This window comes from Myroides sp. N17-2, assembly GCF_002286775.1.
Classification (GTDB): domain Bacteria; phylum Bacteroidota; class Bacteroidia; order Flavobacteriales; family Flavobacteriaceae; genus Flavobacterium.
The window spans coordinates 33,094-53,746 of record NZ_NSGJ01000037.1 but is presented as its reverse complement, the minus strand read 5'-3'; the positions used below and the strand labels follow the sequence as shown (position 1 = coordinate 53,746).

General features: G+C 30.8%; 16 protein-coding genes, 1 tRNA gene and 2 pseudogenes. 7 read left to right on the top strand and 12 right to left on the bottom strand.

The features are described 5' to 3' along the window. Window positions 1-91, top strand: a pseudogene (locus tag CF599_RS19930) (transposase); the annotation flags it as partial. Between the two features lie 27 nt (window positions 92-118). On the opposite strand, the gene CF599_RS14385 reads toward CF599_RS19930, so the two are convergent. The 8 genes from CF599_RS14385 to CF599_RS14350 form a co-directional block, all read right to left on the bottom strand. Continuing rightward, a tRNA-Leu gene (locus tag CF599_RS14385) sits at window positions 119-207 on the bottom strand. A gap of 148 nt (window positions 208-355) precedes the next feature. Beyond that, on the bottom strand, window positions 356-727 hold the full coding sequence (locus CF599_RS14380) for a hypothetical protein (protein ID WP_121966701.1): 372 nt from the start codon (window positions 725-727) through the stop codon (window positions 356-358). A gap of 616 nt (window positions 728-1,343) precedes the next feature. Next, the gene (locus tag CF599_RS14375; RefSeq protein WP_121966700.1) at window positions 1,344-1,817 is read right to left on the bottom strand and encodes a hypothetical protein; all 474 of its coding nucleotides are present in this window, start codon (window positions 1,815-1,817) and stop codon (window positions 1,344-1,346) included. Further along, window positions 1,817-6,250: a DUF6443 domain-containing protein gene (locus CF599_RS14370; RefSeq protein ID WP_121966699.1), complete on the bottom strand. Its 4,434-nt coding sequence runs from the start codon at window positions 6,248-6,250 to the stop codon at window positions 1,817-1,819. The genes CF599_RS14375 and CF599_RS14370 overlap by 1 nt, the downstream gene beginning before the upstream one ends. 11 nt (window positions 6,251-6,261) lie before the next feature. After that, window positions 6,262-9,489 (bottom strand): RHS repeat domain-containing protein, encoded by a 3,228-nt coding sequence (locus CF599_RS14365; protein WP_121966698.1) that lies wholly within the window; start codon window positions 9,487-9,489, stop codon window positions 6,262-6,264. Between the two features lie 3 nt (window positions 9,490-9,492). Beyond that, on the bottom strand, window positions 9,493-11,082 hold the full coding sequence (locus CF599_RS14360) for a T9SS type A sorting domain-containing protein (protein WP_121966697.1): 1,590 nt from the start codon (window positions 11,080-11,082) through the stop codon (window positions 9,493-9,495). Between the two features lie 274 nt (window positions 11,083-11,356). Next, window positions 11,357-12,307 (bottom strand): DUF5712 family protein, encoded by a 951-nt coding sequence (locus CF599_RS14355; RefSeq protein WP_121966696.1) that lies wholly within the window; start codon window positions 12,305-12,307, stop codon window positions 11,357-11,359. A gap of 2 nt (window positions 12,308-12,309) precedes the next feature. Then, window positions 12,310-12,858 (bottom strand): BfmA/BtgA family mobilization protein, encoded by a 549-nt coding sequence (locus CF599_RS14350; protein ID WP_121966695.1) that lies wholly within the window; start codon window positions 12,856-12,858, stop codon window positions 12,310-12,312. A 485-nt stretch (window positions 12,859-13,343) separates the two neighbouring features. Between CF599_RS14350 and CF599_RS14345 the strand changes: the two genes are divergently transcribed. Next, window positions 13,344-13,778: a DUF3408 domain-containing protein gene (locus CF599_RS14345; protein ID WP_121966694.1), complete on the top strand. Its 435-nt coding sequence runs from the start codon at window positions 13,344-13,346 to the stop codon at window positions 13,776-13,778. 80 nt (window positions 13,779-13,858) lie between these two features. On the opposite strand, the gene CF599_RS14340 is transcribed toward CF599_RS14345, so the two are convergent. Beyond that, window positions 13,859-14,329 carry a RadC family protein gene (locus CF599_RS14340; RefSeq protein ID WP_121966693.1) on the bottom strand — a complete coding sequence of 157 codons (471 nt, stop codon included), beginning with the start codon at window positions 14,327-14,329 and terminating at the stop codon, window positions 13,859-13,861. A 184-nt stretch (window positions 14,330-14,513) separates the two neighbouring features. After that, a complete protein-coding gene (locus tag CF599_RS14335; protein WP_121966692.1) occupies window positions 14,514-16,184 on the bottom strand; it encodes a hypothetical protein in 1,671 nt (556 codons plus the stop codon). A gap of 142 nt (window positions 16,185-16,326) precedes the next feature. Here CF599_RS14335 and CF599_RS14330 point away from each other — a divergent pair, with 142 nt between their 5' ends. The 3 genes from CF599_RS14330 (at window position 16,327) to CF599_RS14320 (ending at window position 18,138) form a co-directional block, all read left to right on the top strand. After that, complete coding sequence (locus CF599_RS14330) at window positions 16,327-16,986, top strand: hypothetical protein (protein ID WP_121966691.1); 660 nt, start codon at window positions 16,327-16,329, stop codon at window positions 16,984-16,986. A 79-nt stretch (window positions 16,987-17,065) separates the two neighbouring features. Next, the gene (locus tag CF599_RS14325; RefSeq protein ID WP_121966690.1) at window positions 17,066-17,593 is read left to right on the top strand and encodes a hypothetical protein; all 528 of its coding nucleotides are present in this window, start codon (window positions 17,066-17,068) and stop codon (window positions 17,591-17,593) included. A 2-nt stretch (window positions 17,594-17,595) separates the two neighbouring features. After that, window positions 17,596-18,138, top strand: a complete 543-nt coding sequence (locus tag CF599_RS14320) for a hypothetical protein (protein WP_121966689.1) — start codon at window positions 17,596-17,598, stop codon at window positions 18,136-18,138. Between the two features lie 62 nt (window positions 18,139-18,200). On the opposite strand, the gene CF599_RS14315 is transcribed toward CF599_RS14320, so the two are convergent. Continuing rightward, window positions 18,201-18,518 (bottom strand): hypothetical protein, encoded by a 318-nt coding sequence (locus CF599_RS14315; RefSeq protein ID WP_121966688.1) that lies wholly within the window; start codon window positions 18,516-18,518, stop codon window positions 18,201-18,203. A gap of 84 nt (window positions 18,519-18,602) precedes the next feature. Next, window positions 18,603-19,019, bottom strand: a complete 417-nt coding sequence (locus CF599_RS14310) for a helix-turn-helix domain-containing protein (protein WP_121966687.1) — start codon at window positions 19,017-19,019, stop codon at window positions 18,603-18,605. Window positions 19,020-19,225: 206 nt separating this feature from the next. On the opposite strand from CF599_RS14310, the gene CF599_RS19665 reads away from it, so the two are divergent. Both CF599_RS19665 and CF599_RS19925 read left to right on the top strand, forming a co-directional pair. Further along, on the top strand, window positions 19,226-19,387 hold the full coding sequence (locus CF599_RS19665) for a hypothetical protein (protein ID WP_173835559.1): 162 nt from the start codon (window positions 19,226-19,228) through the stop codon (window positions 19,385-19,387). Window positions 19,388-19,448: 61 nt separating this feature from the next. Then, window positions 19,449-20,231: pseudogene (locus CF599_RS19925) on the top strand (recombinase family protein); the annotation flags it as partial. Window positions 20,232-20,653 lie beyond the last annotated feature (422 nt).

Sequence of the window (20,653 nt, the reverse complement as noted above, 5' to 3'; positions counted from 1 at the left end):
TAATGCCAAAATTAAAGCATTCAGGGCTCAATTTAGAGGAGTAAGAGATATTGACTTCTTCTTATACAGATTGACTAAACTTTATGCATAAACACAACTTTTGAGATTGATCCCTTTTTGGTACTCGAGGCGGGACTTGAACCCGCACGGGCATTACTACCCACTGGATTTTAAGTCCAGCGTGTCTACCACTTCCACCACTCGAGCTCAATTGGCATTGACCGCACACTTATCGTGATTGCGTGTGCAAATATAGCGTCTTTTTTATTTATTAGGCAAGTGTTTTGTTGCTTTTTTTTGAATAAAAATGACTAGCTGTTGTTAATCAGTTTCTTAGTGTTTATAAGACTTAGACCTATTCTGCGTTAAAGATATCATCTGAGGGAAAATCCCCGAATATATCAAACGAAAGATCTAGTATTTCGGCATTAGAAAAGTTAGAAGAAATCTCTCCTATGGCTTTTTCAAATCTTAATTCAGTAGTGAATCTTCTGCTGTTAGCATATATTTTTTTATCTATAGCTAATCTAAAGAAATGTTTGCCTGCAGGTGTTTTAAATTTGATGAAGTTTAAAGAATCGAAGTTGGTTCTGAGGAATTGAATATTTGCTTGTACAGCTTCTACACTAGGGTATTCTACACTAGTCATAAGAGTCTTACCTCTTCTGTGCTCAAAAGTGTACTTATACTTTCCGTTATCTTTTAAACTAATTACGAATGCACTCATATCATTTAAGAAACAAAAATTACACTCGAACTGCGCAATAGACATATAAGTATGTTAAACCATGTGATGTGTGCACTATGTGAACCTAAAACAGATTTAAATTACGCTATATGACTAATGCGTTTTCCGAGTTAAAGAAATTTACTTGTAACAGAACTATCTAAGGGGGGGATAGTTCTATAGGGGCAAAAAAAAATCCCAAGAGTTAACTTAGGATTTTCTGTACTCCCAAAGAGACAAATATCGAACAATTTTATTAAAGATGTTGAATGTTTTCAAGAATTATTTCAGGAATAAGTTTAAATGTAAAACCTACATCTAAATTAAGGTGTAGGTTTTTCTTTTTTAAAGAGGGTTAGCCACTTTTATTCCGTATGCTTTATAAATAGGGATGTTCGCTTTTTTTAAATTGAAATGAGTACCTAATTACGAAATCTTTAAACTATGATTAGAATCGTTTTAATATAATGAATATACAAATTTACTCCTGTATCTAGTTAAAAGTATCATGATAAATTTTCATCAGTCTTAGGAGATGACTCGCTCCACATAATACAAAACAGTATCTCTATACTATTCTTAGGTATAATACCTCCCTTTTGACTATCTTTAAGAATTACATTAAAAAATCAAAATTTAGTTCTTCGCTTTTACCTATCAAAATAGTATCTTCTTCTATTCCTTTAAATAACACATATGATTTATAACGCTCTGTAATTTCATACCAACTATTTCTTTTTAAATTAATTTCATTTATATCATCTAGTAAGAAACAAATCATCACATGCTCATATGCAAACCAAAATCTCCATAAAACAGATATTAACTCACTGTTTATATTAACTCCACTTATTATAGTTTCAAAATCAGAATATTGTAATATTTTTCCATTTTTTAGAGTTTTTTCTATTTGACATTTTATCACACTAGTGTCATATTCATACGTCTCTCTACTTCCTTCTATATAAAAAGCTCCATGAGCTTCTTTATGAAAAAGCTCTAAGATCTCAATAAAAGTACTACTATTAAGTAAAATATTATCCGATTTTACTGATAATAAATTTTCTTTATGCATTTTAATATATTTCATTATTTTAAGGTTTTAAAAAAAGGAGCTTGAAAAGAAGAAGGGTACCATGTTCTTTGGGCTGTATTACCATATTTAACACCTCCCCAATAAAATCTAATTGTTGAATGTAGCCCCATATTACTTGTATTATGCAATATACCATAATCTAAACGAAATAATGCTCCTCCATTCTTCATTTGCTTTAATGAAAATATAGTTCCTGATCCAAATCCAGCAGAAGGATTAGAATACATTAATTCCATTTTGTAGTTTCCAATTTTTAACCCCTTTTTCCCAAATAATCCATACCCTCCTCGAGATCCAAAATAATTTATAGACCCCATCTTAGCTGTAGTATGTTTTATAACTAAAGCTTCTAGTATTTTTTCAGATGTGTATCCAACTCCATATCCCCAATCATATGCAGTAAATTGGTCTAAATTATTAAACGTCTCTTTTGCTGAGTTATATATTTGTTTTCTTTCTTCTTTTAAATATGAATCCCCATTAGAATTTGTTGCAGGGCTAAACATTAATTCTTGAGATCTAACAAGATTTAGCCATCCATCTTCAGTCCCTAAACTCCTAACAAAATTTTTTGTACTATTCCAACCTCCTTTGAATCCATCACTTGCCCCATTAGTAAATTCAGAAACTTTACCTACAACATTTATTACAATCTCATTTAAAGTTCCTCCATCAACTGCTACTTCACTTTTCCCTTCTGGTGGATCTTGAGGGCCTTGCGCACTCATCCCTGTCGGGTCAACCAAATTAATCGGATTGTTGTGTACATAATGATATGGTGTCCATTCATCAAATTCCTCCGCCAGCGGGTCCACATTCATCCATCTACCGATAGCAGCATCATAGTTACGAGCTCCATAGTCATAGAAGTTTAGCCCTAATTCCTCTTGTTTCTCTTTGCCATTGTATTGATACTTATAATCCTTCATCAGAGCATCATTCTTCTGATTATAGCCCGTATGAGCAAGTCCAAAAGGATAATAGTTCGTCTCTTCTATAATTTCATTAGACTGTATCGCATTATCCCCATCTTTATCACTATAAGACAGTCTTACGTTACCTAGGTGGTCTTTATAGTGATACACATAAGCATTAGTCTCTGCATTAAAGAATCCTTCTGCTGTAGGCAAAAAACTAAGTTTACTATTTACATACTGAAATCCTCCTAAGTAATCCGTTAGTGTAACTACTCCTCTCTCAGTTACTTTCTTCTGTGTTTTCTCTCCTGATGCTGTATAAAGATACTCTATTTTATCTGTTCCAAAGTTAATCTCTACAGGTAAATTTAAGTGATTATACTTGATCTTAGTTATTTTCTTGTGTTTATCACTAGTAAGATTTCCTAGATCATCATAAGCGTAATCCACCCCAGTAGTATTCCCTTGTTTAAATCCTTCTAGGTTACCACTGGCATCCCTTACTGTAGATAACCTATTACTATCTGCTTCATACCCATAGCTAAGTTTATCGATAGCTGTTGTTACTCCTGCTAGAGAAGCTCCATTTCTGTCTAGTTTTAAAATGTTCCCATTTTTGTCATATTCTAGTTTTTCATCATATAGATTAGCTTTAGAGACTGTGTTTAAATCAGGATCTTTAAAAGAACCCAAGATTAATCTATTTACACCATCATACACATAACCATAACCTCTTTTTTTATTGTCTATACCACTTGTCCAGATTTGCTCTGAGATATTACCATTGTAAAGCGGTTTTATTCCTGTAAGACCTTGCTCTGGTTTATTATAATTAAGCTTTAAAGCAAACAAAGAGCTTTTACCATTGTTTACTTGATTTATATTACTGGCGTTATTGACCTCTGTAAGCCATCCTCTTATGTTATATTTATACTGCAATTCTTGTAAGAATGTACTCGCTGTTGGAGTGGTATTAGAGCGTTTTCCTCCAATGCGTTTTTTCTCTAAAGCTCCTAGTTCATCATACACATTTTCAAAAACAACTACTTCAGCTAGACTATTAACTTTATGAGTTTGATATAGTAGTCTTTCTGCATGATCATAAACATACTCTTCTAATACAGTAACTAAAGGAGTTGAATTATCTTTTTGATGTTTAGTAGTAACCTTTAAAGGCAGACCTGTAAAAGAATATTTAGTGTCTACTTCTGTGTACCCTGTTAAGTAATTCTTTGTATAACTTTTAAGGGGTCTACTGTTGTAATCATATAAGATATAACTTAAATCACCTAAACGCTCTGATGCTTTTGTAATTACTCTTGTCCAAACTCCTGTAGGTAGTCCTTTAACATTTTGTATAACAGCTTGCTCCTCTACAGTTGTAACGCGAGTAGATGGAGCACCTGGATAAGAGTAATCATCATAATAATTCACAGATAATAACGTTAAACCATCTTTTGGAAATACTGTATTTGTGTAAGCTATAGAAACTCCATCAACAGAAGTAGCTCCAGCTCTTTTCTCAAAAGATACAGTGCTCGTATTTACATTGTCCTGAAAAGTCTTTCGTCCAGTTTCATTAACAGCTGTAGCAGAGTAAAAACCACTGTAAACTACTCTAGAAAGCGCATCATATTTAGTTATTATCCAACCTTTAGTTTCTGTTCCAAATGGATCATACACAGGTCCAGAGGCCACAAGTTTATCGCCTTTATCATAGACCATATACTCCCATGATTTTCCTGGTAATTTTTTAGCAACTAGTCGATTCTTTGTATCGTATTTATATTGATAACCTAGTTTTTCTACATTCGCTAAAGTAACATCACCGTTTAACAGCGGAGAAGTGACTACAGATAAATTCCCATACTGATCGTAGATGTAGTAAGTGTCTAGTGTCTCTTCTGTACCTGTGGTTGCACCAGAAGATTTAAAAGTGTTATTAGGTAAGTTCTTAGCTGTATCTGTTGCCTTATTAATTTCCTTATCAGCATTCTTCTCTAGGTTATCAACAATTTTATCAAGGTTATCTATGACATCTTGTACTGACTTTCCTTTTAATTCATCACCAAGTATATTACTTACACTAGGAAGTGGATTTGACACAGGAGTATTAGAGCCTGCATTAAAGAGTTTTGGAAGTCCTTGAATATTGTTATAGACTCTTTTTAAGACTACTTTTCCTTCTTGATCTTTAAACTCCTCTGTTACATTGCCGTTTTCATCAGATACAGAGGTTACATAAAGAGAGTTTGCGGGGTAAAAACCATTACCAACATTACTTACAGTATTGTAATCATAAAATCCTTTACTTGTATTAAAAGAAGCATTTACACTTCTGTATTTTACTTCATTTTCTGTGTTAAAACGATACGAAAAATCAACTGTATGCTTACCACTTATCTTCCAATCTTCTCCAGGAGCACCTGTTTTTAATACTCTTTTAAGTGGTGACTTCTCATATAGCGTCTCACTGTAAGGATTAGTTGTGTTCTGATACTTAGGAGTCTTATAGTAGTCAATAGTTTTATTTTCTGCATTTTGTAAAAAATGACCTGAGTTTCTATTTAATCTTTCTAAAATATCAGGTGGTAAAGTAATAGGAGGTAATTTTGAAAAGCCATCATAGAAACCAAGAATTAATTGCGAGGGATCTGAAATCATTTCAGTTTCTTCATCTCCTAATTGTGCAAAAGAACTACTTAGATCAATATTATAAATTTTACCAAAAAGTAGTGCTTTATTAATGTCTAAAACGTAATTACTATTATTCTTATAAATTACATCCCCATCTTTATTTTCTTTATCAAATGGTCCTAAGATTGGATTTAATAATACACCACGAAGGCTAGCATTATAAATTGTAATATTAAAAATGTTATCAACTTTTTGTTGTATCCATCTATTTGAGACAACACTTTCTATTACACCATCTTTTAAATGGGCATTAGTTATTTTTGCATTAATTACTGTATAAGTATTTACTACATAATAACGTTCCGTAATTAATCCTACATCTTTATATATTCTAGCTGTACCATCAACAATTTTTTCGTCATAGCTTATTATTGTACCAGAAGTAATATCGCCACTATAAACTTTGTAACTTGTATCATTAGTTGGTTTTGTTATTCCATTACTATCTCTTTTAATATAATATTGATCACTTCCTAATTTAGGTTCAGTTAGAGTTGTATTACTATTATCAATTCCTGGTTCTTTTGAAATAGACATGAATTGCTTAGATTCTAAGTTATTTAAATTATACTCTAAATGTTGGACAATATCGTTTCTATTATTACTTTGATGTGCTGCAACTTTTTGTATTGGTCTGCCTAATCCATCATAATAAGTTACAAACGCATTTAATTGTGTATCAAATTCATTTTCCTTTACAGGTTCAAGATATTTGATAGACTTGATATAGTTTTTTGAGGTTGTTTGAGCTAGTCCTATGCTACTAATCAAGAAACTGCATAGAAATATTATTATGTTCTTTAATGCTTTCATATTTTATTATTTTAATAAATAACATTATAATCATAATCAGATATAATAAACCCTTTCCCGTCAGTAACACGAGTAAGTCTATTAAATGTATCATATGTATAAGTAAAAACTAAACTTCCATTAGAGTATCTGCTCTTTAATAAACCTTTATCATTATAGAAAACCGTCTCAAACAAAATATCTGTGCCAAGAGATAATAACTTAGTATTAAACTCAATTTCTTGAGCCTCTGTCCAAGAGATTCTATTTGAGATGTTTATTAAATATTGTTCGCCTAATCGACTAACTAAAGAATTGTAATCAATATTTTTTAATTCAGCTACTATTTTATTTTTATTATAACTCCATAAATACAGAATATTAGTACCATCATTATTAGTTTGACTTAAGATATTACCAATATTGTCATATTTATCATAGTAAAAAGTATTATCTAAAGTATTGTTTTTTCCATATTCTTCAACTTGTATTGGAACGTACATCTTATTATTTGAAGAATTGATAGTATAAGAATTAATGGTTCTGTTAAATAGAAAATCATTAATAAAACTTTCTTTCTCAATAACTGGAGATATGTAATTTTTTTGAATCATATTCTTATAGCTAACTTCGTTATAATCAAAAGGATACTTGTATTTTTCCCTTAGTTTTATATCATTAAATAATACTGTTCTCTGAGTTATTAGATTATATTTATAATGATATTCTAAGCTTTCTAACTTTTTCTGAGCACTATTGTTGTCATACACTATCTCTTCTTTATTTGCTAATAAAGGAGTTCCAACATAAATTTTTGAGGCAATAAACAACCATCCTTCAAGATCTCCTGACGCTGAGTTATATAATTTTTCATTCCTTTTTGTTATTTTTCGAATGAAATTAGATTCATCATATTTATACTTGTAATTTATTTCCTTAACTAATTTGGAAGAGGTATCATACATTTTTGTATTAATTAGCAATCCCCTTAAAATAGCTTTTGATATAACATCATAATTTTTCCAACTACTGTTTTGATTATTATTTTCATCACGTAAATATTGATTAAAAGTAGATACATAGTTTATTATTGGTAAATCGTGTACACCATTATCAAAATTGGAATAGTTATAAATTGTATAGCTATTGTCAAAATCATCAATTTCTACTATTTCACTATACGTTAAATGATTTCCTCTTAAATAATTGGCAGGAAAAATATCTTTGCTTGACCAATTCCAATAATCCAGATTATTAATAGTTGGCATATTAGTGCAAGAACCATTTAAATTTTGGTTACTCTTAATATATTCAAAATAAGTTGGTTTGTGATTTAAAACACCAGAAGAAACTGTTGTTTGTTTATTACTATTGTAATTGTTAACATATTTATAGCTTATTGAAGTTAGTAAAGTACCATCTGAATCATATTCACTTCTGTTCTTAACTCTTACACCTCCTCCATTGAAGTTTAAACTATAGTTCTTTATATCAAAAGGATAATTTATAGCTTCTTTACTATAATTATTAGCTTCATATGTGAATTCTAAATATCCTTTAGTAGGATAGATTACCTTTTTTAATATTTCTGGATATTTACTAATATTTTCAGGTTCCCTATTTTTAATATATTCATTTCTCTTGTTAATATCATTTTTAAATTCAAAATTCATATTAGAATTACGAGAAATGGTTTCTTCATCATCAGAATTTGAAAATACATTTCCTCTTATAATTGAAGGGTTAGAGTTTAGTTTAGCATAACCATAATAGTCTTCTTTAAAACTATCATAATTTGGTAACATGGTTTTTTCATATTCAAATTGATAATTTTGGTTGTTGTTTTGTCTGTTTACAGATAGAAGTTTTAGCCTTTCGATATTGTTTTTTGTATATTCGAAACTTATTTTGTCTGTAATGATATTATTATTCGATATTTTTATAGTACTTAATTGAAGTGGATTTAAATCAACATTTCTAAAATCAGTACCTCGTATATCATTATAGAGAAAGAAAAAAATACTTTTGTTATGACTTACTTTTTTATCAATTAATGTACTTAAATTTCTCAATAACTGCTTACTTTTTGAATATTCAAATTGTATATTATAATCTTTATAGTTTATAGAATTTAAATAAGATGGATTTATAATAGAGCCATTAATAGAAACTCCTTGAAAATATCTGTGACCATGTATTAGTGTTGATGCATTATTTACATAATAATGTCCTTCTTTAAAATCAATAAAACTTTCTGATTTATAAATAACATCCCCTCTATTATAACTATAATTAATTTGTTCTCCATTACTTAATATAACTTTGGTGAGATTCCATTTAATTGGTTTAACGGATATTTTATGAATAGTTAACTCATTTGTCATTAAATTATGACCGCGCCTACTTAATTCTATTGAATTTGCTGTTCCTCCAAAAATAAATTGATTTCCTTGGCAATCATAGAAAGTAATGCGTCCTACTTCAATATCTTTTACCTTTACAAAATCATCTGCTAGTTCAGGGTAATGACCTATGTTATAGTGTTTTGAATAAAGATCATTGTTTTTATACCCCTTTAGACTGTTAATTTTAAACTTTATTTTGTTGTAGTCTACTTTTTCTCCTATTTGATTTTCTGGTAAATCAGAAATAAATTCAAATTTTACATCTAAGCATTGATTATTATTAGATTGAAGTTTCGGAACGTTATTTTCATCAAAAAAAATATTTCCTGAATAACCAAAGAAATTAAATGAAAAAACATTACTTATCAAAGACTTTGAGTCATTATATAAACTTTTAGAATTTTTTATAGCGCAAGGATTGCTAGATGGTGTAAAATTTAAAAGTGATGATAAATAATCTACGGTACTCCAATTTGCAGGTTGTAGATAATCCAAAATTGGGTATAATACTTGTGTTTCTTCACTTTCACTAGGCATATAATAACCTTCAGTTAACTGAACATATCCTGCTGAATTAATCGACCATCCAAGTCCCACTTCTGAAGGAGAATCTTCCACCTTACTTCCATTTCCATTAATATACTGTAAATCGATACTGAAATTCATATTATGAAATTTGTTATTAACTAAATTAAGGCTAAAAGAGTTACTCCCTAAGTTAGTTTGCATACTAGAATTTACTGATCCACTACTAAATAATGTTAATTCAGGATTTGTTTTTTTTATTTGTCCGTGGGTATTTAGAGTCACTAAATTTAAGGTAATTAAGGCACCTAAAAGTATTTTTTTTATCATAATCTATTCTTTTACAACATTAACACCACCTTCTATAGCATCTGTCTTTACAGATATAATGTAGGTTCCTTTTGGATAACCACTTAGATTAAGTGGTTCTGTTTGATTTTTAATCGTCTTGTGATACAGCATTCTACCTGTTATATCATAGAGTTTTAAAACACCTGCTTTGTATTCTATAGGAATAACCACATTAGTATAAGTAACAACAGGATTAGGAAAGGCCTCTATCTTTAATTTTTCTTTGTTTGTTTCCTTATTTGTTTCTTCTGTATCCTTATCCTTATCAGAAGTTTTTCCCTTAACTTTAACAAGCCAAAAATCATTCATTCCTCTTTGAGTACTTTTTTCTCTATCTGGTTTTGAATCTGAGGTTCCTGCAAATACATAAGCACCATCTCTAGTCTCTATCAGTTTAGACAGCACATTCTCTCCCTTACCAGAAATACTTTTCTCCCAGATAACATCTCCTTCTTTATTAAGAAGCGTCCCTAAAAAGTTTACTTTAGTTCCTTGCTTTGTTTTTTCTAGTGTTGTTCCTCCAAGTAAGATTGTACCATTGTCTTTAACTAGACCATTACTTATAAAATTGCGAGAACCATAACCATAAGCGAGCTCTTGTTTAGCCTCTCCTTGACCATCTATATCTAATGACCAATAATCTACCTCTGATTGCAATCCGCTATTTTTAGCTGTTCCTACACCTGAATCTGATATTCCATAAAGTCTGTAACTATCTTCTGAGACTTCTTGTAGTTGCTTTAATTGATCATTTCCTTCTGCTCCATATGACTTTTGCCATAGTTCCTTTCCATCAGCACTAATTTTAATCACCCAATAGTCATTATTACCAAATGCTTCACTTGTCTTATTACCACTAATACCAGAGTTGCTATATCCTCCAATTAAAAAACCTTTATCACTTGTCTGTATTACATCTGAGGCGATATCGTCATATTCTCCTCCAAAACTCATCTGCCATTTGATAGTCCCTTCTGAGTTTATTCGAACAACCCAGATATCTTCACCTCCGTAATAAGAAACAGACTTATTTCCTCCAGTTGAAGAATTACTATTAATAAGAAGTAAGTAATCTCCACCAACAATCGGAAGGACTTTTATTAAATCTTCTTTTTCTACGCCTCCAAAGCTCTTTTGCCATAAAACATTACGAGCTGCATCTAGTTTTATAATCCAAGCATCGCTTTGACCAATTAACTCTTCTGTTTTATATAGGTCTTTTGTGCTACTTGAGGTAAGACCTAAGATAAAACCTCCATCTTTAAAAGTATGAGCAATGCTTTTAAGATAGTTATCTCCGTTGCCTCCTATGCGCAGATCCCATTCTTTCTTGCCTTTAGAATTCATTTTCCAAAGCCAAGCGTCATAATTGCTACTGCGGTCTTTACTCAAATCGCCTCCTTTATGAGATTGAGTTGCTCCTGCAAGTAAAAAACCGTTATCAGCTGTTGGAATCATATCGAGTAGATATTCAGAGTTGTTTCCTCCTAGTGTTTGTTCCCATAATATTTTCTGGGAGTAACTAGCTATAGAAACACTTAATAAAAAAGTATAGAGTAATTGTTTTTTCATGTTATTTATGTAAGGTTAATTATGTTAAATTTAATATAACATTAACTTTAAATTACATGATTAAAGAAATCTATTAAAAAATAATATTTTTGTGTTTATTATAATAAATAAATAGGAATTGATGTGTTTTAATTTGTACTGTATTTGTTTATTTGTGAAATAATAAGAATTATTTTTTGTGCCTAAAAACAGCAATATTATTAGACTATAGATAAAAAATACAATAAGTGAAGATTACAAGTAAGGTCTAATAATAAGAACTTTTAAAAAGGCCTTAGCGCTTTCTTCTTTTTAACTTGTTCTTATACAGTGGTATATTTTGATAGTGCTGATTGTAATCTGTTAGTAATAGACTTGTAAATAATCCCAATCCTTTGAATTCCATTGTATTAATAAAGCTTTCAAAATCGAATGAAGAATCTAGTGAAATATTATTTACAATTTGAAAGTATTCTTCTTTACTAGATTCATCCAAATTACCTTCGATATTTTCTAATACATTAAGTACTTTTTTGTCATTAATACCTCCCTTATCCATGGTAAGAGAATACACAAGTTTCTCTTTAATTTCTCTTTGATACCCAAACATCTGATCAAAAAGCTTCTCACTACTTTCTTTAAAAGCAAGGTTGTCAAACTGACCAAACTTAGCGGAGTGTTCTTGGTTTTTACCCCTTGAATTATTCTTAGGGCTTAGCTTTATCTTATTGGTTATATCCTTGCGACTTACAATAATCTGTAAGTGAATTTGTTCACCTTCTTTTATATCTCCAACACTCACTTCTGTATTTTTTACCTTTTCATCCGTATTGGCGTAATATCTAAAGTGTTCAAGCTTTCCAAACCAAAGAAGGTCTTTATTACTTTTGATACCATCCTTCTTAAAATTTAAAGCATAAGCATCCATAACAGCAGTAGCGTACTCTTTTAGCTTCTGCTGTAACAAATCCTCTCCATACTTTTGTTTTAAAAAGAGAATCTCTTTCTCACTGGGATTAATATTTACTAAGAAGAACTTATCATCTGTTTTACAAAGCTTGGCTACATTATTGTCCAATTTTACTCTGACTTCTTGATGGGTTACATCAAATCTATCACTGGTAAACCAAAGCTTTTTCTCTGTGTTATCAGCCTTTAGTTTGTTTTCCTTTTCTAAATACCTAACAAGTCTTGCGGAGCTGCCTTTGTTGTTCCCCGTTTCTGAATCTGTGATATTAATAAACATAGCTACATATTATTTAAAGATTGCCTTACATGCTCTACAAGTTGTTCTTTTTTTACATTAGTAGTTGTCCAACCCATTTCCTCACGAGAGAGGATATAATACTCTAAAAGCTCACTAAACTGCTTTTTAAGTTCTTCTTTTTGTTTTTGATAACCTATTAGCATTTTAATAGCTGTTAGCAGGTTTTGACTATTCTTTAGGTTAGTAGAGCTTATCTCAGTCTCTTTCACTAAATGACTATCAATCTTACTAAGCTTATCATTATTATGAGCGATAGCAACTTTTATAAGACCCACATCAGTAAAGCTTGGCAATAGGAAATCTTTCTCTTGTTGCCTTATAAAAGAGATGATCCTACTTATACCTGAGGATAATTCTCTTTTTAAAACTTCGTCACCAAAGTCTGATGGATCCTTCTTGCTTCGATAGAAGTAATCAACCATCTGGGTAAACAACTCTTTCTTACTTCGCTTAAATCCAAAAGCGAGCTTATCAAGCTTTTCATTGACTGCCTTAGAAAAGCGAATACTATTTGTGTCTACTTGTTTCATACTAAATCTTTTTTAGTTCATTAATCTTAAAAAGAGTATACCCCTAAGTATACCCAAATTACATCTCTAACAAGGCTGAAAGCCCCAGAGTATACCCTAAGTATACTCTAACCCTTTGCAACGTCAGTAAAAAGGCAAGCGACTAGGGCTCTGCCCAAGTCCCGCTTGCTTTTTTCAAAACATATTGATAGAGTTGTAAAATTCAATAATAATATCTGAATAACAGCTATTTATAAGCAAGGCAATGAACGCCAAGTACATCGCTTAAATACCTTTAATAAGACTGATAGTCTATATCTCTGGTTATTTGTCTAATCAATGTTTTGGTTGGACAAACGCAATATCGTAGCTATGACTTTACATAGCTCCCAACGATTAAACACATAAATAGACTATTGATAAAACCTTTATACAGTTTGATGTCTGATACAAAGGAGTTATAACTAAAAGGACAGAATTATAAACAGATATAAAAACAAGAAATTATGGAAGAAGAATTCAAAAAGAAACCTAGAATTGATGAGGAAGCCATGATGGCACTAATGGTGGATGGACTGAGACCTAATGGATTTACAGAGGCTGAACTCAATGCTCCTGGTATAAGAGATGAAGAGGAAAATACTGTGGATGAACCAAAGAAACAAAGACGTGTAAAAAAAGAACAGAACTCTACTAAAGAATTCGAATCAACGAATTATGAAGAACTCTTTTTTAAAGATGTTAAAAGCACAGCACGTCATGGAAAATCGGTGTATATAGATCCTGAGCATCATAAGATACTTTCTCGTATTGTTCTGGTCATCGCAGAAGATAAACTTACTATCTATGCTTATTTATATAATCTATTAGAGCATCATTTCAATGAGTTCGAACAGCAGATAACTACAAGCTTTAATGAAAAGAACAAACCTATCTTTTAAGCATTTCACTAAAAAAAATAAAGAAGTAAAACTGTAAAGGTGCATTTACAGTTTTACATCTTTAAAAAAACAAAGGCACCTTATAAGATGCCTTCATCTGCAAAAGAATAGTAACTCTCTGCTGTTATAATTAAATGATCTAAAAGATTAATATCAAGTATTTTACTTGCTTCTTTAATCTTTCTTGTGATTTGTCTATCAGCATCACTTGGAGCTAATTTTCCTGACGGATGGTTGTGTATAATCAAAAATCCCACTGCATGCGCTTTTAAAAGAGCGGAGAAAATGATTCTTAAATCTACTATTGTACCTGTTATTCCACCTGAGGAAACTTCTAATACTCCAAGTACTTTATTGTTGTTTGAAAGCATAAGTACCTTAAACTGTTCTAATAATTCAATCTTATTACTATCCCAAGCTTTTAATGCTATTTGATAGGCACTGTAAGAAGATGTAATCTGAGGTCTCTGTGAAGCCTTTACTTTTGATTTGTAAATCAATTCTACTTCTGCGGCGATAAGCCATTCTTCGTTTAAAACTGTAGTTTCCATAATATTAAATTTTTAAATTAATTATGGAGCCACAATTGGTAATGACTTAGCGAGCGCAAGAAGCAACGCAATAAAGCGAAGACTTTAGTCAAGCATTTATGGGGGAATTTCTTGTTAGCGAACCGCTAGGCATTGCCTAACTTTGTGCAATTATTAATAAAAATAAAACTATAATCAATGTATTTCAATCCTTAATCTGATAACATTCTTTAGTAAAATCATAAAGCTTACCAATGAAATAATAAACTCTGTTCATCTGTTCATCTGTGTATTTAACCGTTGGGTATTTGATATTAGGATAATTTCTAAGACATGTATAATTCTCAAATAACATTTCTTTTATCTCCTTATTACAGTCAATTACAAGACCTAATTCAGGAGCATACCATTGAATTAAACGCCATAAATAACTTGTAGTGTGTACTTGTGGCATATAATCCATTTTAGCAAAGAGTATAGCCATTAAAAGTTGTTGTAAGGTATACTTATAAAAAATCACATCTGCATCGCTCTGACAGCCTTCTATTTGGTAACTAAGTCTTTTCACAATAGGTTTAAGCATTGATTTGCACTCTGCCCAAAACTTTAGTTTAAGTTCACTTAGTGGAAACGTTTCTAAATCTGGATTCTCAGCTATTAAAGGCTTTCCAATCCAAAGTTTCTCCTTTGTGAGATTCTGTTTAAAGAAAGAATGATAAACAGGTATATGCAAATACCAATTTGATTTTTTAATCAGGATTACGGTTACATCAACTAAATCCTCAGTATGAAAAGAAACGTATTGTCTTATATTACCCTCTTCATTAATATGCAACGTCTCAATATTTGCTAGTAATAGTAAATGTAACTTATGAGAAGTAGAATCATCAGAGTTTAAGAGTACCTGATCGTTAGTTCGTCTTTTTATTAGATAAAATGACTCTACCTTCTTATACTTCAAAAGTATTTTTCTTGTCCGCTCTTCAAGTTCTTCTTGTATTTCCGTTATCTGTTTGGGATTATTTAAAGAGAGTAGCTTTTGCTTGTTTACCATGAGCTTATATTTAGTGAGGATTCTATGTGGTATTTCTACGTACATCGCTTCTAAAAAATCCTGAGCTATCTTAAGTAAATATCCTACTAATGGTTTTTCATAGGGTTCTATCTGTTCAGCATTTTTCTTTGGTTTTAGCTCTTCTCTGTATAATGAAGTCATATCTCTCGCATAAAAATCAAAGTCTTGTTTAAAAACATCTTGAACAGTAGAGCAATGGCTAAATACGAAATTTAGAAAAGAAGCAGTATTACACTGAATGCTCCCTGATAATATAGGTTGAACTCTTTCTTTAGTATCTTGAATTACTTGCTTTATACCAAGCATAGCAGATTGTTCATCTATGTGATTAGCTTTCAACTCCTTTTTTAAAGACTTTAAAAACTTAGTGTGTCTTTTGTAATGCTTAGCAAACCATTTAGTAACAAAGCTTTCAAAATCATTTTCTTTCTGTTTAGATTGGTGCAAACTAAATAATGGTTCACTATCGTGTAAAGAACCATAAACGAGATTTTCTTTTTGGCAATTTAATGTTGAATACATTATATTCTGAAAAGAATCAGATTGATAAAAGTCCTTGATACACAAACAGTAAATATTTGCTTGGTAGTGATTAATCCCTTTAGTAATCCATTTGCTTCTACGGATATTATTTAGTTCAACAGTATCATAAAAACAAAGAGTAATAATAGGGTGATTGAGCAAGTTCTTCTGCGAATAAAAAATAAACCCTACTAAATTTTTTTCGATTAAATCTTCAAGTTCATGTCTTAATTCGCTTGAAAGTTTCAAGCTTGAAAGGTTGTTAATGATTGATTTCATAATTACAGTATTTAAGGTTAACTACTGCAAGGTCTTACCTTGATTTACGGTAATCTATTCGAATAAAGGATATTATAGTTCCTAAACGAATAGTTTATCCTGTGTAAAGAGATCAAATTTATGAACCTAAAATTATATTATTATGACTAATAAAGAGAATATTAAAAGGCTTATAATCAATCGAGAGCAAGTTGTTAATGTGGTGACTATTATAAGTGAAGATGAAATGGTTTTATTGCAAATGATAGATAATATCTTACTTGTATTAAATAATCCAATTGTAATGGAGCATTACAATAACTATCCTAAATATATTGAAGAATACGGGATTGAAAAACTCTTAAAACGGGAAGTTGAATTAGAAGATACTGGTAAGTTTGAGTTTGAAGTTGTAAATACACTAATGGCTTTACAATTACTTATATGTTGTGCTTTTGAACTAATCAAAGAGGGTAAGTTAGTTGATTATAAAAAACATGAAAAAGAAGTATTAGAGAAAAATAGCTTTAGAATATATGCCATAGAAAAGATTATAAACATAATGGGTTTCGAGTATTTTATGGATCACATTTACAATCTTGTTATTCTTGTTGTAGGTAAAGAGAATTACAAGACAATAACTGACTTGTTTTCCAGTCAAGATATATCTGTGTTAGAAAAGGAGAATGTACTTGATGATAATCCTACTATGCAATATAATAAGGAAGTTATTATTTGGTTTGGAATGATACGCATATTTATTGATTTAATGACTTGTATTGTTGAATTAAATACAGACCAAGATAATACTCAGGTTGATTAAATGCATATTTTATCCGTGATATAGAATAGTTTACCAACACAAGGGGAGGTATTTTTATATAAACCTTAAAGACTTGATTATGAAAAAAGTACAAATTCCCTTAGAAACGCATTTGTGGACAAAAGATGATATCCAATGTCCATATAGTATTATTGAAGAAATGTTCTCTACCTACAGCTTAGAAAACTATAAGACTTTTTTAAATGAATGTTCATACTATGTGCTAGAAATAAAAAAGCGGTATGAAGGAACTGCTGGAGAAATGGTGTATATATTTTTTATTCTGCATTCTGTATTTAGAGCATGCTATACAATTTTTAAAAAACCTAAAGGGTTTGAAAAACGAAATCTAACAGTCAAAAAAACAGATGATTTTAATGATTTCTATTTAGGTACTCTCACATTAGAAGAATACTTAAATCCTTATATGACCTTCAAGAATATCTTTACAATGGTTAGCTTAGAGGATTTAGATTTTTTGTCGGCTGATTATATACAAGATGCTTTAAAAGAAAAACAAACTTTTTACGTGGAGTACCAAATCCCTCCAATCTATTTATATAAGATACTTGATGCGTGTTGGTTAATATTTAAAAGGCTACAATAAATATGAAAACGTACGATTTTACTTTAGAATCTCATTTATGGACAAAAGAAGATATAGAGTGTCCTTATGAACTATTAGACTGGTTAACTGATCTTGCTGATATAGATTATTTTCAAGAACAGATTCGCAATTACTGTTGGTATTTACTTAGTGATAAAATGTATGATAAGGCAAAGGTGTCGGAAGTTATTTTTGATTTAACCGTTTTACAATCCTTGTTTAAAGCAAGCTACCGAATCTTTTTGAACCCTAATGTGTTTAGAGAGAAAGAACTTACTGTTTCAACAATATCTGAAGAAAAACTGCAAGAAATGAAATATGTAAGTGAACAAGAGTTTAAGAATCCTTACTTAGTCTTTAAAAGTGTTTTTGAGCAGTTCACATTAGATAACATAACGAACTCTTTTTTCAATTTAGTTTTAGCAACAATGGCTAGTAATGCATCTAACAAAGAGTATGATAGTGATGTGTCAATGCTCGTTTTTCACAGATTATTAGAAGCTTGCTTGTTAATACAAGTACGCGACACTGCCAGTTATAGATAAATATCTATCTAAAAAGAAAAAGGTAGAATACCATCCATAGTAATTCTACCTTTTTTTATTGTTTATATCCAATGATAAGATTTGCCTTTTCTGTTTTGATAACAAAGCATCTCTTCTTTTCTAAGTTCAGGAAAAAATCTAATAGCTCTTTCAATAGCGTAATTAGGTAAGAACTTAATCTCCTTACATATTGTAAGAAGTACCTTTTCTCTGCCATACAGCCGAACGATTTCATCTATTTCACTTTGATCTCCACGTTCAATTACACGTGCTATAATTGGAATATATGCTTTCTGATAATTAAGCTTATTAATATCAGTATCCCAAAATAATTGAGTTTTTAAAGATGAAATATCAGTTAGTTTCTGTTCCTTTTTCATACTTTAAATATACTGATTTTAAAGGTAATAAAAGACAAAAACCTAACCATTAGGTTAAGCTTTCGTGGTATAATTAAGTTTTTCCTACTTGCTTTGAATTAACTTTTCTAAACGATTCATCATCTCATCTTTCTCTTTAAGCATACGCTCATACAAGGCAATCTTTTCATTGTGTAGCTGTACAATTGCATCAACTGGATTAATTGTTGCATTATTTATATATAAAGCATGCATTACTGCATTGTCATTATTAGTTATTGTGTTATTAATAATATTAATCGCTTGCTGTTCATCAAAATTCTCAAATGCTTCAACAGGTATTTTAAGCACTTTAGAAATCTGTTGTAACAGTGAATTATCAATTACCTCTTTCTGTTCTAAAACAGATATCTTTTTTTGATTCCAATCTTCTCCTAAGTCAAAAGCAAGAACTTCTTGTTTGATTCCAAGCATTTCTCTAAAACGCTTTACATTTCTTCCTTGATGTATTTTATGTTCCATAATTAATTAGCAGAATTAAGCAGGCTCAAAATAAAGCCAAAGATTAAAAAAGATTGAAAGGTAAAGTTATAAAATATCCTGTAAGAATAGAAATTTAATTCGGCTTCGTGAAATAAGGGTACAGTACAGCACCAAGTACGACCTATGATTGCCAAAGAATCATACTGAGATAATCCACTGGCTATTTTTCAGTAAAAGGCAACATTATGAGAACAAAACTTGAAATTCCAAAAATCCCAATAGAAGAGGGGAGGACTTACTTTGAGAAAGAGGGAATAGATTTAACAGAAGAAGAAACCGCTATTGTATTAGAGTTTATGTACACATTAACACGCTTTGTGTTTAAGGAATACTTTGATATAGAGTAAGTTATTTGTATATTTATACACTTCCAACCAAAACAATTGTGTCAAATTAAATAATTAACTTATGAAAATAGCAGATTTGTATATCCGTGTTTCAACGGATGAACAAGCTGATAAAGGTTATTCTCAAAGAGATCAAGAAGAGCGACTTCGACGCTTTTGCCAATCAAACGATATTCAAGTAGGCAAGGTTATCTTAGAGGATCATTCAGCTAAAAGTTTTAATCGTCCCTCTTGGATTGCATTAATGAAAGAATTGCGTAAGCGAAGCAATAAAACCAACTTGTTGTTATTTACCAAGTGGGATCGGTTTAGTCGTAATGCTGGTGATGCGTATCAAATGCTTAGTGAACTAACCAAATTAGGCATCGAATTACAAGCTATTGAACAACCCTTAGATTTATCAATTCCTGAAAATAAAATAATGCTTGCGATTTACTTAGCGGCTCCAGAGGTAGAGAATGACCGTAGAGCACTTAATGTCTATCACGGTATGAGAAGAGCTAAGAGGGAAGGAAGATTGATGGGTAAAGCTCCCTTTGGATATATAAACAGGAGTAAAGAGGATGGAACAAAGTATATCGCTGTAAAGGAATTAGAAGCTAAAGCGTTAGTCTGGGCTTTTGAAGAAATCGCTAAGGGATTATTAGCAGCTAATCAAATACGCTTAGAGATGAATAAGTTTAGTCCTCGTAGTCTTAGTAAGAGTGCTTTTCACGTAGCGATTCGCAATCCTTTATATTGTGGCAAGATATTTATACCTAAACACAAAGACGAAGAAGCTCACTTTGTCGATGGACTACATGAAGCACTAATTACAACAGAATTGTTTGATAAAGTTCAAGAGGTGTTAGATGGAAAAGTAAGAAAGGAATTACCAAATACAAAAGTACTTTCAGATGAGAATTTACCACTAAGGGGATTTTTAGTTTGTCCTAAGTGTAGTAGAAACTTAACAGGTAGTTTATCAAAGGGTAGAAACAACAGTTATTATTACTATCACTGTATAGGCTCTTGTGGGTTTAGACATAGTGCAAGCAAGGCAAACTTATTATTTGAAGAGGGATTACATCAATTACAATTAAACGAGGCGTTTTTAACCCGTTTAAAGAAACATTTGTTAGATACCTATAACAAGATATTAAAGAATCCAATTGATCAAAAGAAAACACTGCTAAACGAGATAGAAAGACTAAACGCTCAACTTAGTATGGCGCGAACAAAATTATTAAGTGGAACACTTGACGATGAGGATTATCTTGAAATCAA

Coding starts and splice junctions, on each gene's coding strand:
- CF599_RS14320 (WP_121966689.1), top strand. CDS start 17,596: ATGAAAACGTACGATTTTACTTTAGAATCTCATTTATGGACAAAAGAA.
- CF599_RS14355 (WP_121966696.1), bottom strand. CDS start 12,307: ATGTTTATTAATATCACAGATTCAGAAACGGGGAACAACAAAGGCAGC.
- CF599_RS14310 (WP_121966687.1), bottom strand. CDS start 19,019: ATGGAACATAAAATACATCAAGGAAGAAATGTAAAGCGTTTTAGAGAA.
- CF599_RS14380 (WP_121966701.1), bottom strand. CDS start 727: ATGAGTGCATTCGTAATTAGTTTAAAAGATAACGGAAAGTATAAGTAC.
- CF599_RS14335 (WP_121966692.1), bottom strand. CDS start 16,184: ATGAAATCAATCATTAACAACCTTTCAAGCTTGAAACTTTCAAGCGAA.
- CF599_RS19665 (WP_173835559.1), top strand. CDS start 19,226: ATGAGAACAAAACTTGAAATTCCAAAAATCCCAATAGAAGAGGGGAGG.
- CF599_RS14350 (WP_121966695.1), bottom strand. CDS start 12,858: ATGAAACAAGTAGACACAAATAGTATTCGCTTTTCTAAGGCAGTCAAT.
- CF599_RS14325 (WP_121966690.1), top strand. CDS start 17,066: ATGAAAAAAGTACAAATTCCCTTAGAAACGCATTTGTGGACAAAAGAT.
- CF599_RS14375 (WP_121966700.1), bottom strand. CDS start 1,817: ATGAAATATATTAAAATGCATAAAGAAAATTTATTATCAGTAAAATCG.
- CF599_RS14315 (WP_121966688.1), bottom strand. CDS start 18,518: ATGAAAAAGGAACAGAAACTAACTGATATTTCATCTTTAAAAACTCAA.
- CF599_RS14330 (WP_121966691.1), top strand. CDS start 16,327: ATGACTAATAAAGAGAATATTAAAAGGCTTATAATCAATCGAGAGCAA.
- CF599_RS14360 (WP_121966697.1), bottom strand. CDS start 11,082: ATGAAAAAACAATTACTCTATACTTTTTTATTAAGTGTTTCTATAGCT.
- CF599_RS14345 (WP_121966694.1), top strand. CDS start 13,344: ATGGAAGAAGAATTCAAAAAGAAACCTAGAATTGATGAGGAAGCCATG.
- CF599_RS14340 (WP_121966693.1), bottom strand. CDS start 14,329: ATGGAAACTACAGTTTTAAACGAAGAATGGCTTATCGCCGCAGAAGTA.
- CF599_RS14370 (WP_121966699.1), bottom strand. CDS start 6,250: ATGAAAGCATTAAAGAACATAATAATATTTCTATGCAGTTTCTTGATT.
- CF599_RS14365 (WP_121966698.1), bottom strand. CDS start 9,489: ATGATAAAAAAAATACTTTTAGGTGCCTTAATTACCTTAAATTTAGTG.